13 protein-coding genes are annotated in these 13,847 nt (G+C 71.7%); 6 read left to right on the top strand and 7 right to left on the bottom strand.

What is annotated here, in order from left to right:
- Positions 1-41 precede the first annotated feature (41 nt).
- Positions 42-752 carry a phosphatase PAP2 family protein gene (locus ACZ62B_RS03640; protein WP_469689204.1) on the top strand — a complete coding sequence of 237 codons (711 nt, stop codon included), beginning with the start codon at positions 42-44 and terminating at the stop codon, positions 750-752.
- Between the two features lie 91 nt (positions 753-843).
- Entirely contained in the window at positions 844-4,938 is a 4,095-nt protein-coding gene (locus tag ACZ62B_RS03635) for a hypothetical protein (RefSeq protein WP_469689203.1), read from the top strand.
- A 55-nt stretch (positions 4,939-4,993) separates the two neighbouring features.
- Here the strand turns inward: ACZ62B_RS03635 and ACZ62B_RS03630 are convergent, their stop codons facing one another.
- Positions 4,994-5,155 (bottom strand): hypothetical protein, encoded by a 162-nt coding sequence (locus ACZ62B_RS03630; protein ID WP_344559695.1) that lies wholly within the window; start codon positions 5,153-5,155, stop codon positions 4,994-4,996.
- A gap of 63 nt (positions 5,156-5,218) precedes the next feature.
- On the opposite strand from ACZ62B_RS03630, the gene ACZ62B_RS03625 reads away from it, so the two are divergent.
- Positions 5,219-6,055: an SCO4651 family lipoprotein gene (locus tag ACZ62B_RS03625; protein ID WP_344559693.1), complete on the top strand. Its 837-nt coding sequence runs from the start codon at positions 5,219-5,221 to the stop codon at positions 6,053-6,055.
- Positions 6,056-6,137: 82 nt separating this feature from the next.
- Positions 6,138-6,323, top strand: a complete 186-nt coding sequence (locus ACZ62B_RS03620) for a hypothetical protein (RefSeq protein ID WP_344559691.1) — start codon at positions 6,138-6,140, stop codon at positions 6,321-6,323.
- Positions 6,324-6,332: 9 nt separating this feature from the next.
- Here the strand turns inward: ACZ62B_RS03620 and ACZ62B_RS03615 are convergent, their stop codons facing one another.
- Complete coding sequence (locus tag ACZ62B_RS03615; RefSeq protein WP_344559689.1) at positions 6,333-6,692, bottom strand: metal-sensitive transcriptional regulator; 360 nt, start codon at positions 6,690-6,692, stop codon at positions 6,333-6,335.
- Between the two features lie 239 nt (positions 6,693-6,931).
- Here ACZ62B_RS03615 and ACZ62B_RS03610 point away from each other — a divergent pair, with 239 nt between their 5' ends.
- A complete protein-coding gene (locus ACZ62B_RS03610; RefSeq protein WP_030864104.1) occupies positions 6,932-7,552 on the top strand; it encodes a DUF47 domain-containing protein in 621 nt (206 codons plus the stop codon).
- Positions 7,553-7,559: 7 nt separating this feature from the next.
- Complete coding sequence (gene pitH, locus ACZ62B_RS03605) at positions 7,560-8,558, top strand: low-affinity phosphate transporter PitH (protein ID WP_344559686.1); 999 nt, start codon at positions 7,560-7,562, stop codon at positions 8,556-8,558.
- A gap of 439 nt (positions 8,559-8,997) precedes the next feature.
- On the opposite strand, the gene pstB is transcribed toward pitH, so the two are convergent.
- The 5 genes from pstB to ACZ62B_RS03580 all read right to left on the bottom strand — a co-directional run bounded on the left by pstB (position 8,998) and on the right by ACZ62B_RS03580 (position 13,826).
- Entirely contained in the window at positions 8,998-9,774 is a 777-nt protein-coding gene (gene pstB, locus ACZ62B_RS03600; RefSeq protein WP_073934250.1) for a phosphate ABC transporter ATP-binding protein PstB, read from the bottom strand.
- Positions 9,775-9,808: 34 nt separating this feature from the next.
- Positions 9,809-10,864: a phosphate ABC transporter permease PstA gene (gene pstA / locus ACZ62B_RS03595; protein WP_344559684.1), complete on the bottom strand. Its 1,056-nt coding sequence runs from the start codon at positions 10,862-10,864 to the stop codon at positions 9,809-9,811.
- Positions 10,861-11,865 (bottom strand): phosphate ABC transporter permease subunit PstC, encoded by a 1,005-nt coding sequence (gene pstC / locus ACZ62B_RS03590; RefSeq protein WP_344559682.1) that lies wholly within the window; start codon positions 11,863-11,865, stop codon positions 10,861-10,863. The genes pstA and pstC overlap by 4 nt, the downstream gene beginning before the upstream one ends.
- A 133-nt stretch (positions 11,866-11,998) precedes the next feature.
- Positions 11,999-13,126 (bottom strand): phosphate ABC transporter substrate-binding protein PstS, encoded by a 1,128-nt coding sequence (pstS, locus tag ACZ62B_RS03585; RefSeq protein WP_344559680.1) that lies wholly within the window; start codon positions 13,124-13,126, stop codon positions 11,999-12,001.
- 235 nt (positions 13,127-13,361) lie between these two features.
- Positions 13,362-13,826, bottom strand: a complete 465-nt coding sequence (locus ACZ62B_RS03580) for an NUDIX hydrolase (protein ID WP_468885241.1) — start codon at positions 13,824-13,826, stop codon at positions 13,362-13,364.
- Between the last annotated feature and the right edge of the window lie 21 nt (positions 13,827-13,847).

Here is a 13,847-nt window from a genome sequence, read left to right as displayed (position 1 = left end):
GAACGGTGCGCCGGAAGATATGACGAAGGGGCCGCAGCACCATGGCTGGACTCGCCGATTCCGGGTCGAACCCCGACGTCGACCTGCTCTATGACATCAATGGCCTGGCGAAGGCCGCACCGACGTGGTTCGACCACGTCATGGAATTCGTGGGCGAGTTCGGCCTGCTGTTCGCCCTGCTGGGGCTGCTGGTGTGGTGCTGGTGGGGTGTCAGGCGGCGGGGCGGCGAGGACGCGGCTCCGGCCGTGGCGGGCCTGGTGTGGGCTCCGCTCGCGGCGGGCGTCGCGGTTCTGGTGAACGTGCCGATACGTGGGTTCGTGGAGCGACGGCGGCCCTTCCTCGACCACGAGGGGCTCGAGGTCCTGGTCGACGGGAAGAACGACTACTCGTTCGTCAGCGACCACGCGACGCTCTGCATGGCGCTGGCGGTGGGGCTGTTCCTGGTCAACCGGCGGCTCGGGATCGTCGGGCTGGTGCTGGGGCTGCTGGGCGGGTTCATCCGGGTCTACATGGGTGTGCACTATCCGACGGACGTCGTGGGCGGGCTCGCGCTCGGTACGGCTGTCGCGTTGCTGCTCTCGCCGGTCGCCATGGCGTTGCTGACGCCGCTGATGCGGGCGATCGAGCGGTCGCCGAGGGTGGGTTGGCTGGTCACGGCGCGCGGACGGCATCATGTCGAGGCGGGACGGGTCGCGCCGGGGGCCAGGAACGGGGCACCGGGCAGCCCCGAGGCGCGGGATCTGGCGGCCTGAGCCCGCGTCGGCCGGAGCCGGAGGAGACGGAGGAGACGGCGGGCGCGGACCCGACGGCTCGTTGTCGGTCCCCCCTGCCAGACTCGCCCGCATGACCAGCAGCATGGGAATTCCCGTTCCGGTTCCGGCCGATCCCCGGGTCTCCGAGACGTACGCCGACTGGGCGCGTACGCGGGGACCCGGCGTCGAGGCCGACGCGCGCGTCCTGCTCGGACGGGTCGGACGGAGCAAGGCGACGGCCTGGGGCAAGCCCGGACGGTTCGTGGACGAGGCGGAGCGCATGGCGCGGGGGCTGCCCGGCGCCCATCTGCCGTGGTTCTGGGACACCGTCGGCCACTGGCTGCTGGACCTGCACCGCCGCTCCGCCGCCCGCGCCTACGCGAAGGCCCGCACCGCCGAGCGCACCCACGACCTGCCCGTCGACCCCGGCTGGCGGCGGGCGAACCTCGCGCTGTTCGCCCGGTCCGGCGCCCTCCCCGCCACCGAACTCAGCGGCGCCCAGGCCTGGCTGGCCGGCGTACTCGACCCCGGCGACGCCCACCGCGAGTTCGTGGCGCTGCTGACCGCCTGGGCGGCGTCGCCCGGTGAGCTCCCGGCCGATCTGGCCCGCCGGATCCGGGACTCCGCCCGTGGCGCGGGGCTCGGCGCCGACGAGGAGGCCCGGGTGCTGGGCGAGGTGCTGGCGGCGGCGCGCGGCAAGGCCGTACCGGACCGGCTGTTCGACGCGGCGCGCGGACCCCTCACCGCCCATCCGCCGTCCGACGACCGGGCCACCGCCCTCCTCGACCTGTTCCCCGAGTCGAAGAACGACGCGGCCGCGTGGCTGCGGCTGCTCGTGGCCTGCGGCGCGGCGGACGCGGCGGCGGCCGGCCGGATCACCCCGGAGGGCGGCCTGGGCGAATGGCTGCGCCGGTACGCGTCCCGGTACGCGCACCGCACCGTCGCCGGCGGCGGGGTGACACGTCAGGCGGTCCCCGCCGAACTCCTCGACCTGGTCACCCGGTTCGCCCCGCTGCTCAAGGCGGACGGCACCCCCGTACGGCTGCACGAGGACCGGTACCGGTGGCCGCACCTGGACGCCGACCTCCTCGACGTCTGCCTCGCCGAGGGCATACCCGTCCACGACCCCGGTCCCGGGACCCGGCTGGAGTTCTGGGGCGAGGACTCCCGGCGCGACCTCAGGGCGCTCGCCGCGGACCCCGTGTTCGGACCGCGGCTGGAGGGCACCGTCCACGACGGGCCGCGCCCCGGCGGCGGGACCGCCGTCAGCCGGCTCCCGGACACCCCGGAGATCGCCGGCGAGGTGCGCGCCAGGATCGAGAAGCTGCTCGACGCGCTGCGCGGCGGCGGGCTCGCCGCCGCCGACGAGGCCGTCGACGAACTGCGCGACCTCCTCGACCGGCCCACCGCTCTCGCCCTGGACGGCATCGAGGAGGCGCTGGACGCGCTGGACCTCACCGGTCCGCTGGCCCGCGCCCTGCGCGCCGGCCTGCCCGAGGAACTGGGCTGGCCCGCGCTGGAGCAGGCCCTCACCGGATTCCGTCCGGACGAGGAGGTGTACGCCACCTGCACCTGGCCGGTGCTCACCGTGTACGGCGACACCCGCGCCGTCGCCGTCGACCACGCGGGCCAGGTCGACGCGTACACCCTGCGACTGCCGGACGGGGCCGGACCGCACTCCGTGCACTGGGTGGGCGGCCAGTTCCTCGTCGCCTGGGAGGGGACGGGCGACGGCGGCGGCGGGGCCTACTGGTCCGGCAGCCCCTCCGACACGTTCCGGCCGGAGTACTTCTACGGGCTGCGGCCCTACGGCGGCAACATCCAGGGCGGCCTCGGCTACCAGTTCCGGACACCGGACGGCGGCGGCCGCTTCGACGGCGAGCGCGTCCTGCGCCCCGGCGGAGAGCCCGGTACCGGCCGGCGCGACTACCAGATGTACGACGGCCGGGACTTCTGGAGCGCGGAGGTCTTCAGCGAGCGCCGCGGCGGATGGGCACGCCTGGACCCGGTCACCGGCGAACCCACCGGCGACCACACCCTGCCCGCCTTCCACTCCCCGGAGACGTGCCCGGACGGCACGAAACCCTTCGACGACCACCGCATCCTCGCCGAACTGCCGCCCGGCGCCCCGCCGTCGCCGCTCGGCCAGGACGGCCGGCTCACCGGCTGCCGGGTCCTCCACACCACCCCCTACTCCGGTTACTCGCCACGCGAGTTCGTGCTGGAGTCCATCGACGGGCGCACCGCCTCCTACCGCACCCGCACCTGGGGCCGCCGCCCGTGGGGCATCCTCGCCCTGCCGTCCGGCGGGGAGGACGCCGTCGTCACCGGCGGCACCACCGTCCGCTGCCACTCCGCCGTGGACAACTCCCTGCTCTGGCAGGTCCGGGGCTTCGCCGGAAGCCGCGACCGCACTCCGGTCCGCGCCACCCTCGGCGACCAGGCGGGGCCCGTGCCCCCGCCCGCCTTCTGGCACTTCCTCACCCCGCGCGACGAGCCCTCGTCCCGTGCGCTGCGCGCCGTCACCGAACCGGCCGTACGCGCCCTGCTGTCCTCCAAGGGCGAGCCGGAGCTGCCCGGCGTGACCGAGCCGAGGGTCCGTCAGGGGGTGGCCCGTGCCGTACGGCTCGCCGCCGACGTGCTGCGCCGCCGCAGGGAGCTGTCGCACCGGGTGGCCGTGATGCGCTCCGGACCGGTCGTCGAGCTGCCCGATCCGGTGCCCGACACCCTGCTCGTGCCGGCCCTGAACGGGCTGTCGAGCCGGAAGAGCCTGTACCGGCGGGTGCCTTCGCAGCCCCGGCCCGCCCTGCTCACCTCCGTCGCCGCCGACGGCCGTCATCTGCGCGGTGAGATCGACGACGAGACGCGGCTGCTCGCCCTGCCCGGACCGGTGCCCGAATGGATCGCGCTGGTCGGGAACATCGACGCCGTGGCCTGGCGGGCCGTCGTCGCGGCCACCCCGGACGACCGGCGGAAGGCGATCGGCGCGCTGCTCGACGTCTGGAGCCGCCAGCCGTTCGCTCAGGCGGGCAGCACCTGGCGGACCGGCTACGCCCCGGAGGCGCGGGTGGCCGGGCTCCGCGCGGCGGGCGCCACGGTGGTCTCCCATCCGGGCCCCCGTGGCCTGGCCTTCTTCGTCCAGCGCGCCGACGACGCGGCGCCCGACGACGCCGAGGACTGCCAGGAGCACACCGTCGTCGGCGACGACACCGCCCGGATACCCCGCCTGCTGGCCCTGCTCGACGAGCACGGCCCGCTCGCCGTGTCCGACGCGGCGGTGGACGTGTTCCGCTGGCGCACGGGCGTGCCGCGGCCGGTCGCCGCGCTGGTCCTCGACGGTTTCGTGGGCGGCGACGGCCGGTCCGCGGACCTCAAGGCGTGCCGCGCGAAGCCGTACCGGGCGGACCGGTCCACCGCGGCCCTCTACGCCGACCTGCTGTGGAAGCTCGGCCCCACCGGCCGGCTGGCGGTGCTCGCCGCCGCTCTGCCGGAGGACCCCGCCGACCTGTGGGCCCCCGGTGGCGTGACCGCCGTCGCGCAGCGGATGGCCGCCGCGTGGTCGGACCTGCTCGGCGTCACCCCGTACGCCGACGACGGCAGCCATGCCGCCGCGCTGGCCGAGGACCACGGACTGCCCGGGAGCTGGGCCACCGCCCTGCTCACCGGCCGGCCGGCGGAACCGCTCGACGCCGACGGGACCCGGGCCGCCGCCACCGCCGTCACCTGGGCGCTCGCCGAACGGCCGGTCGGCGACCCGGCCGCCGAGGGCGCACGCGCGCTGATCGACCTCCTCACCGGCGCCCCCGCCGAACTGCGCGCCGCCCTGCGCGCCTTGGCGGACCGGTCCCTCACCACCCCGGTTCCGCCGGGCCAGTACGAGGCCAATCCCCTCTTCAGCGTCCCGGACCTGGTGGACGAGGTGGCGGCGGCCCTCGGCGTCGGCCGGGACGCGGCGGCCCTCCACCTCCAGCTGCACGCCCTGGACCGCCCGGCCGACCGCACCGTACGCCGCTGGAACGGCTGGAGCCCGGACCACCACCGTGCCGTCCGCGGGGAACTCACCGCCGTGAAGGCGCCCCGCCCCGTGCGCGGCGAGCCGGCGGCCCTCCCGTCGCCCGCGCACGAGCGGTTCGCCCGGGCCTGGAAGGAGGGCACGGCACCCCCGCGCGCGAAGGGCCGGGGCTGACCTCGCGTCCGGGGGCGGCCCACGCGCGGCCGCCGGTACGGGAACGGGGCGTGGGTCACTCGCCGGTGTGGTTCTGGGCGTCTTTCCTGGCCTGGCTTCTGGCTCTTCTGGCCGGGCCCCGCCAGCCGCAGGTGCAGTGGGCCGTGCAGAAGGGGCCCTGTTCGGTGGTGGTCGTGGTGTGGTGGGCGGGGGTCGGCTCGTCGTCCTGGTGCGGCACGCCGACCACGGTAGCGCCCCACCCGCCTGCGTGACGGGGTCACTGACCGGTCGTTGACCGGGCATGGCTCGGATGCGCGGCGTGGTGGCTGGGATCGGGGTGGTGTGCTGCCTGGGGCTCGGCGGCGCGGGGTGTGCGAGAAGCGGTGCCGTGACCCAGGGGGCTCCCGCCGGGGACCCGGTGCGGGTGTTGAGGGAGGCCGCCGACGCGCTGGTGGACGCCGGGAGTTCCAAGGCGCGTACGTCCCTGGAGATGGCGGCCGGCGGGACCCGGGTCACCATCCGGGGCGAGGGCGTGTACGACTACCGCAAGCGGCTCGGACGGCTGAAGGTGCTGCTGCCGCGGGATCCGGCCGGGAGGGTCGTCCGGCGGCCCATCACCGAACTGCTCGCCCCCGGCGCACTGTTCATGAAGAACCGGGGAGCCGGGGTGCCCGCCGACAAGTGGGTGCGGGTGGACACCGGGACGCTGTCCGACGGGAACCTCGTCACCGGCGGGGCGACCGATCCGTTCGCCGCCGCCGAGGTGCTGCGCGGGACGCGGTCGGCGACGTTCGTGGGGCGGACCGAGGTCGCGGGGGCGAAGGTGCGCCACTACCGGGGGACCGCCGACCTGCGGCACGCCTCACGGGACGCCTCGGAGGCGAACCGGGAGGCGCTGGGCGCGGCGGCGGAAGGGTTCGCCACCGCGCGGGTGCCGTTCGACGCCTACCTCGACGACGAGGGGCGGATCCGCAAGCTCCGGCACCGGTTCAGCTTCGTCAACGGCAGGCGGGACGAGCCCGTCGCGGTCGCCTCGACCACGCTGCTGTACGACTTCGGGGCCCCGGCCGACGTACGGCTCCCCGAGGGCGAGGACATCTACGCGGGCCGGATCGCCGCGGAGGGAGGCCGGGAGTGACCGGCCTGAACTAGCCCTTCCGTGCCATGCGCGGTGTGTAGGGCGCTCCCTACTCTAGGAAGTCGGTGACGACGGAGACGAGGTGAGGCGCGTGGCACCGCTCGGCGGTGGGACGGTTCCGGTTCAGGACCACGTGGCGCTCGCCGAGATCGAACTCTGCGGGGAGCTGATCATCGCCGCCTCCAACGCCGAGGAGCGGCTCAGCCTGGAGAGCATCGACGAGGTGCTGAGGGTGGCCGAGTCGCGGGCGGAGCCGGACCGTCCCTGACCCGGCCGGTCAGGTCCGGAGCATGCGGGCGATGGCCTGCGTCGCCTCCTTGACCTTCGCGTCGATCTCGTCGCCGCCCTTGACGGCCGCGTCCGCGACGCAGTGGCGCAGGTGCTCCTCCAGCAGTTGCAGCGCGAACGACTGCAGGGCCTTGGTGGAGGCGGACACCTGGGTGAGTATGTCGATGCAGTAGACGTCCTCGTCGACCATGCGCTGCAGGCCGCGGATCTGGCCCTCGATACGGCGCAGGCGTTTGAGGTGCTCCTGCTTCTGCTTGTGGTAGCCGTGGACGCCGCGGTCGTGATCGGTCACGAGGTCCGTCGCGTCCGGGGCGAAGGGCGCGTCCGCGCCGGTCTCGGTGGTCGTCATCGCGTCCTCCTGGTGCACTGACGGGCGGCACATACCCCTGGTGGGTATATGGTAGCGAACTTTGCTGGGTATAGGCCTCTTGGCCGGTGACATGCGCAACGGCCGGAAACGGACCTCGGACCGCCCCCGTACTCATCACTCTGCCCGATGGGCGACACTGGTGGGCGGCCCGTTCGTCGTGGCCGGATGATGCGCCTAGCATCAGCCTGACCGAAACCGCTGCTCACCGAGGACCCCACGTGCGCTTTCGTCTGACCCCCAGGGAGACGAGCTTCTACGACATGTTCGCCGCGTCCGCGGACAACATCGTCACGGGCTCGAAGCTCCTGATGGAACTGCTCGGGGCGGACCCCTCCGCCCGGGCCGAGATCGCAGAGCGTATGCGGGCCGCGGAACACGCAGGTGACGACGCCACGCATGCGATCTTCCACCAGCTGAACTCCTCGTTCATCACGCCGTTCGACCGCGAGGACATCTACGCCCTGGCGTCCTCCCTCGACGACATCATGGACTTCATGGAGGAGGCCGTCGACCTGGTCGTCCTCTACAACATCGAGGAACTGCCCAAGGGCGTCGAGCAGCAGATCGAGGTCCTGGCGCGGGCGGCGGAGCTGACCGCGGAGGCCATGCCGCACCTGCGCACCATGGAGAACCTCACCGAGTACTGGATCGAGGTCAACCGGCTGGAGAACCAGGCCGACCAGATCCACCGCAAGCTGCTGGCCCACCTCTTCAACGGCAAGTACGACGCGATCGAGGTGCTGAAGCTCAAGCAGATCGTGGACGTACTGGAGGAGGCGGCCGACGCCTTCGAGCACGTGGCGAACACGGTGGAGACCATCGCCGTCAAGGAGTCCTGAGCACTTCATGGACACCTTCGCTCTGGTCGTGACCATCGGCGTCGCGCTCTTCTTCACATATACGAACGGCTTCCACGACTCGGCGAACGCGATCGCCACGTCCGTGTCGACGCGGGCGCTCACGCCTCGGGCGGCGCTCGCCATGGCGGCCGTGATGAACCTCGCCGGCGCGTTCATGGGGTCCGGGGTCGCCAAGACCGTCAGTGAGGGTGTGATCCAGACACCCGAAGGGTCCAAGGGGATGGGGATCCTCTTCGCCGCGCTGGTCGGGGCGATCGTCTGGAACCTGATCACCTGGTACTTCGGGCTGCCGTCGTCGTCGTCGCACGCGTTGTTCGGGGGCATGGTCGGGGCCGCGCTGGCCGGGGGGACGACCGTCTACTGGCACGGGGTGCTCGACAAGATCGTCATCCCGATGTTCGTGTCGCCGGTCGTCGGTCTGCTCGCCGGGTATCTGGTGATGACCGCGATCCTCTGGATCTTCCGGCGGACCAATCCGCACAAGGCCAAGCGGGGGTTCCGGATCGCGCAGACGGTGTCCGCGGCGGGAATGGCCCTCGGGCACGGTCTGCAGGACGCGCAGAAGACGATGGGCATCGTGGTGATGGCACTGGTCATCGCGGATGTCGAGGATTACGGCGATCCGATTCCGGTGTGGGTGAAGATCGCCTGTGCGGTGATGTTGTCCGCGGGGACGTACGCGGGTGGGTGGCGCATCATGCGGACGCTGGGGCGGAAGATCATCGAGCTTGATCCGCCTCAGGGGTTCGCCGCGGAGACGACCGGTGCGTCGATCATGTTCGGGTCGGCGTTCCTGTTCCACGCGCCGATCTCCACCACGCATGTGATCACTTCGGCGATCATGGGTGTGGGGGCGACGAAGCGGGTCAACGCCGTGCGGTGGGGGGTGGCCAAGAACATTGTTCTCGGGTGGTTCATCACCATGCCGGCGGCGGCGGTGGTCGCTGCGCTGTCGTTCGGGCTGGTGAATCTGGCTGTGCTGTAGCTGTGCTGTAGCTGTAGCTGTGCTGTAGCTGTAGCTGTAGCTGTAGCTGTGGTGTGGCCGGGTCGGCTGGTGCTCGGTGTTGGTGCTGGGCGGGGGTTGTCGCGCGGCCCGGCGTTTGCGGGGTGCCTCCCCCACTCTCGGCTTCTCCCCCACTCTCGGCTTCTCCCCCACTCTCGGCTTCGCTCGAGCGGGAGGTACCCCCATGAGCGGGAGGTACCCCCACCGCCCACCCGTGCCGCCCTGGGGGCACCTCCCAGGCCTTCAAGGCACTGGGGGAGGCACGACTGCCCGCGGTTGGGCGGCGGTGGTGTTCGCAGTTACGCGGCGGTGGTGTTCGCAGTTGCGTAGGTATGTGGAAGGGCCCGCCCCCGGGAGCCAGGGGCGGGCCCTTTTTGTGCCTCGCGGTGGCACCGCCATGCAGCACCGCGAGGGGTAGTGGTCAGCCGAAGCGGCCGGAGATGTAGTCCTCCGTGGCCTGGACCGACGGGTTGGAGAAGATGCGCTCCGTGTCGTCGATCTCGATCAGCTTGCCGGGCTGGCCGACGGCCGCCAGGTTGAAGAAGGCGGTGCGGTCGGAGACGCGGGCCGCCTGCTGCATGTTGTGCGTCACGATGACGATCGTGAACTGCTCCTTCAGCTCGCCGATCAGGTCCTCGATGGCGAGGGTGGAGATCGGGTCCAGGGCGGAGCAGGGCTCGTCCATGAGGAGGACGTTCGGTTCCACCGCGATCGCCCGCGCGATGCACAGGCGCTGCTGCTGACCGCCGGAGAGGCCCGAGCCCGGCTTGTTCAGGCGGTCCTTGACCTCGTTCCAGAGGTTGGCGCCCTTGAGGGACTTCTCGACGATGTCGTCGAGCTGGGACTTCTTGTACTTGCCGTTCAGGCGCAGGCCCGCCGCCACGTTGTCGTACACCGACATCGTGGGGAACGGGTTCGGGCGCTGGAAGACCATGCCGACCTCACGCCGTACCGCCACCGGGTCGATGCCGGCGCCGTACAGGTTCTCGTCGTCGAGCATGACCTTGCCGTCGACCCGGCCGCCGGGCGTCACCTCGTGCATGCGGTTGAGGGTGCGCAGGAAGGTGGACTTGCCGCAGCCGGACGGGCCGATGAAGGCCGTCACCGAGCGGGGTTCGACGGTCATCGAGATGTCCTCGATGGCCAGGAAGGAGCCGTAGTAGGCGTTGAGGCCGCTGACGTCGATGCGCTTGGCCATGGGTATCACTTCTTCTTTCGGGTCCGGGAGGGCCTTAGCGACCGGTCTTCGGGGCCTTCCAGCGGGCGATGCCGCGGGCCACGAGGTTGAGGATCATGATGAACGCGATGAGCGTCAGGGCCGCCGCCCAGGCACGGTCGTGCGCGGGGTCGGAACCGGCGCCGAACTGCAGGTAGATGTACATCGGCAGCGATTCCTGCGGGTCCTGGAACGGGTTGGCGTTGATGAAGTCCGTGCCCCAGACCAGCAGCAGCACGGGGGCCGTCTCACCGGTGATACGGGCGATCGCCAGCATGATGCCGGTGATGATGCCGCCGATCGACGTCGGCAGGACCACCTTCAGGATCGTGCGCCACTTCGGCACGCCGAGCGCCAGGGACGCCTCGCGCAGCTCGTTCGGGACGAGCTTGAGCATCTCCTCGGTGGAGCGGACGACGACCGGGATCATCAGGATCGACAGGGCCAGCGAACCGGCGAAGCCGGACGGGCCCATCTTCAGGATGAGGACCCACAGGCTCAGGATGAACAGGCCCGCGACGATCGACGGGATGCCCGTCATGACGTCGACGAAGAAGGTGACGGCCTTGGCGAGCCTGCCGCGCCCGTACTCGACCAGGTAGATCGCGGTGAGCACGCCGACCGGCACGGAGATCAGGGCGGCGAGGCCGACCTGCTCCAGGGTGCCGAGCATGGCGTGGTAGATGCCGCCGCCGGGCTCGGCGTCGGCGACCACGCCCATCGAATGGGTGAGGAAGAAGACGTCGAGGACCTTCACGCCGCGCTCGACCGTCTCCCACAGGAGGGAGGCCAGCGGGGTCACGGCCAGCAGGAAGGCGACCCAGACCAGGCTGGTCGCGGTGCGGTCCTTGGCCTGGCGGCTGCCCTCGATCTTCGCGGAGACGGCGTAGGAGCCGATGACGAAGAGGACCGCGGCGATCAGGGCCCACTGGATGTCGCTGTCCAGGCCGGCCGCGGCGCTGATGCCGTAGCCCAGGACGAGGGAGCCGGCGGCGACCGCCCAGGGGAACCACTTGGGCAGGGTCGCGCCGCGCAGGGAGCTGCGCTTGGGGGAAAGGGTTGCGTTGCTCATGCGTTGGCCCCCGAGTACTCCTTGCGGCGGGCGATGATCAGGCGGGCCGCGCCGTTGACCAGCAGGGTGATGACGAAGAGCACCATGCCGGAGGCGATCAGCGCGTCCTGGCCCATCACGGTGGCCTCGTTGAACTTGCTGGCGATGTTCTGGGCGAAGGTGCCGCCGCCCGCGTCGAGCAGGCTGGCGCTGATGTCGAAGGACGGCGAGAGCACCATGGCCACGGCCATCGTCTCGCCGAGCGCGCGGCCGAGACCCAGCATCGAGGCGGAGATGACGCCGGAGCGGCCGAAGGGCAGCACCGACATGCGGATGACCTCCCAGCGCGTGGCGCCGAGGGCCAGGGCCGCCTCCTCGTGCATGCGCGGGACCTGGCGGAAGACCTCGCGGCTGACGTTGGTGATGATCGGGAGGATCATCAGGGCGAGCAGGATGCCGACGGTGAGCAGCGACCGCGCGGGGCCGCCCTCCCACGCGAAGAGGCCGGTCCAGCCGAGGTAGTCGTCGAGCCAGCCGTAGAGGCCGTCCATGTGCGGCACCAGGACGATGGCGCCCCACAGGCCGTAGACGATGGACGGGACGGCGGCGAGCAGGTCGATCACGTACGCGACGGTGCCGCCGAGCCGGCGGGGGGCGTAGTGCGTGATGAACAGGGCGATGCCGACCGAGATCGGGACGGCGATGACCATGGCGATGATCGACGACACGATGGTGCCGAAGGCCAGGACGGCGATGCCGAACTCCGGCGGGACGCCGGTGGGGTTCCACTCGAAGGAGGTGAAGAAGTTGGCTTCGTCCTTGCTGATGGCCAGCGAGGCGCGGTAGGTGAGGAAGGCCGCGATGGCGGCCATCAGGACCAGGACGAAGATGCCGGATCCGCGGGAGAACCCGAGGAATATCCGGTCGCCGGGGCGGGTGGCGCCGCGCGCGGCGCGCTTGCCCTCGGGCGCGGCCGGTCCGGGTGCGGGGGGAGCGGCGGGTTTCTGTGTGGTGATGTCCATCGGGTTCTCCGGTCTGCGGAGCCGCCGGGTCGGGCGGCTCGGGCGGAGCCTCCCGGCGGCCGGGGGCTCCTGATGGCGGTGCACCGGACGGTGCGGACCGGCACCCTGGTCGGGGCCGGTCCGCACACTCGGGTCAGGCGAGGCTCGAGATGGTCTCGCGGACCTTGGTGATGATCTCCTCGGGCATCGGGGCGTAGCCCGCGTCGGCCAGCAGGGACTGGCCGTCCTCGGAAGCCATGTAGTTCAGGAAGGACTTGGTGGTGGGGAGGGTCTCCGCCTTGTTGCCCTTGTCGCAGACGATCTCGTACGTCACGAGGACGAGCGGGTAGGCGCCGTCGGCCTGCGGGGTGTAGTCCAGCTCCAGCGCGAGGTCCTTGCCGGTGCCGACGACCTTGGCCGCGCCGATGGCGGCGGTGGCGTTCTCGATGGTGGCCTCGACCGGCTCGGCGGCCTCGGTCTTGAGGGAGACGGTCTTCATGCCGTCCTTGGCGTAGGACAGCTCCATGTAGGAGATCGCGCCCGAGGTCTGCTTCACCTGCTGGGCGACACCGGCGGACTGCGGAGCGGACTGGCCGCCCTTCGCCTGCCAGGCCTTGCCGCCCTCGTACTTCCAGTCGTCGGGCGCGGCGGCCTTCAGGTACTTGGTGAAGTTGTCCGTGGTGCCGGACTCGTCGGAGCGGTGGAAGGCCTGGATCTTCAGGTCGGGGAGCTTGGCGTCGGGGTTGAGCTTCGCGATCGCCTCGTCGTTCCAGTTGGTGATCTTGCTGTCGAAGATCTTGGCGAGGGTCGGGGCGTCCAGGACGAGGGCGTCGACACCCGGAACGTTGAAGCCGACCGCGATCGGGCCGCCGACCATCGGCAGGTCGATGCCCTGGCCGCCGGAGCAGATCTTCTTCGAGGCCTCGATCTCCTCGGGCTTCAGCGCGGAGTCCGAACCGGCGAACGCGGTCTGGCCCTGGGTGAAGGCCGTGATGCCGGCGCCCGAACCGGTCGGGTTGTAGTTGACCTGCACGCCCTTGCACGCCGCGGCGTACTGCTTGACCCAGGCGTCGATGGCGTTCTTCTGGGCGGAAGAGCCGGAGGCCTGGAGCTGGCCCTTGGCGTCGCCGCAGTCGATGTTGCCGGCCTGCGCGGTGGCGGAGGCGTCGCCGCCGTTGCTGTTGCCGGTGTCGTCGGAGCCGCACGCCGTGAGGGCCAGGGCGCCGGAGACGGCGAGAGCGCCGAGAGCGAGGGCCCGCCGGTTCTTGCGCTGAAGCTTCACTTGAATCCCTTCCAGTGCCGCCGTCCTGAATTCGGCGGCGTGCGAAGTGTGGGTGACACGGTCACCCATCCATCTCTTCGGGCGATCCGCATCGCGTAAGGCCGAAATTAGGCAGAACAGGTGAAGCAGCCGATTGGCGTACATGAACGCGCGGTGAACCCCTGGGGACGGTGCGGTGAGGTCACGGAACGCTTACGTCGAGGACACGGGGGGATACCGGGCGGGAACGGGACACTCACGGTGGCGGGCGGAGGGCGGCGAGGAGGGCGTCCACCAGGTCGGCGTCCCCGGGCTCGGTGAGGCGGGCGCGGGCGGCCTCCGGGGGGAGCCAGAGGATGCGGTCGACCTCGTCGTTCGGGGCGAACGCGCCGGACACGGCTTCGGCCGCCCAGTAGCGGACCCGCTTCGGGCGGCCTTTGGCCGGATAGTGCGCGCTGGGGAGCTCGGCGGCCGGGACGGCGGTGTGGCCCGTCTCCTCGGCGACCTCGCGCAGGGCGCCGGCCAGCGGGTCCTCGCCGCGCTTGAGCTTGCCCTTGGGCCAGGACCAGTCGTCGTACTTCGGCCGGTGCACGAGACAGAGCTCGAGCTCGCCGGTCACGGGGGAGCGGCGCCACAGGACGCAGCCGGCGGCCTGGACGGTGAGGGTGCGGTGCGGGGCGTGCGCGTGCGCCTGTCCGTGCGCGGAGCGCGGGGTGCTCACCGGGTGCCTCCCTGTCCGTGT

This window comes from Streptomyces sp. NPDC053426 (assembly GCF_055585405.1).
Note: the sequence above shows the minus strand (reverse complement) of the source record. Positions and strands in the feature narration are given on the sequence as shown.

Excerpts from the sequence above, each read along its gene's own strand:
- pstC (WP_344559682.1), bottom strand. The coding sequence starts at position 11,865 with ATGGACATCACCACACAGAAACCCGCCGCTCCCCCCGCACCCGGACCG.
- ACZ62B_RS03615 (WP_344559689.1), bottom strand. The coding sequence starts at position 6,692 with ATGACGACCACCGAGACCGGCGCGGACGCGCCCTTCGCCCCGGACGCG.
- ACZ62B_RS03635 (WP_469689203.1), top strand. The coding sequence starts at position 844 with ATGACCAGCAGCATGGGAATTCCCGTTCCGGTTCCGGCCGATCCCCGG.
- ACZ62B_RS03640 (WP_469689204.1), top strand. The coding sequence starts at position 42 with ATGGCTGGACTCGCCGATTCCGGGTCGAACCCCGACGTCGACCTGCTC.
- pitH (WP_344559686.1), top strand. The coding sequence starts at position 7,560 with ATGGACACCTTCGCTCTGGTCGTGACCATCGGCGTCGCGCTCTTCTTC.
- ACZ62B_RS03625 (WP_344559693.1), top strand. The coding sequence starts at position 5,219 with ATGGCTCGGATGCGCGGCGTGGTGGCTGGGATCGGGGTGGTGTGCTGC.
- pstA (WP_344559684.1), bottom strand. The coding sequence starts at position 10,864 with ATGAGCAACGCAACCCTTTCCCCCAAGCGCAGCTCCCTGCGCGGCGCG.
- pstB (WP_073934250.1), bottom strand. The coding sequence starts at position 9,774 with ATGGCCAAGCGCATCGACGTCAGCGGCCTCAACGCCTACTACGGCTCC.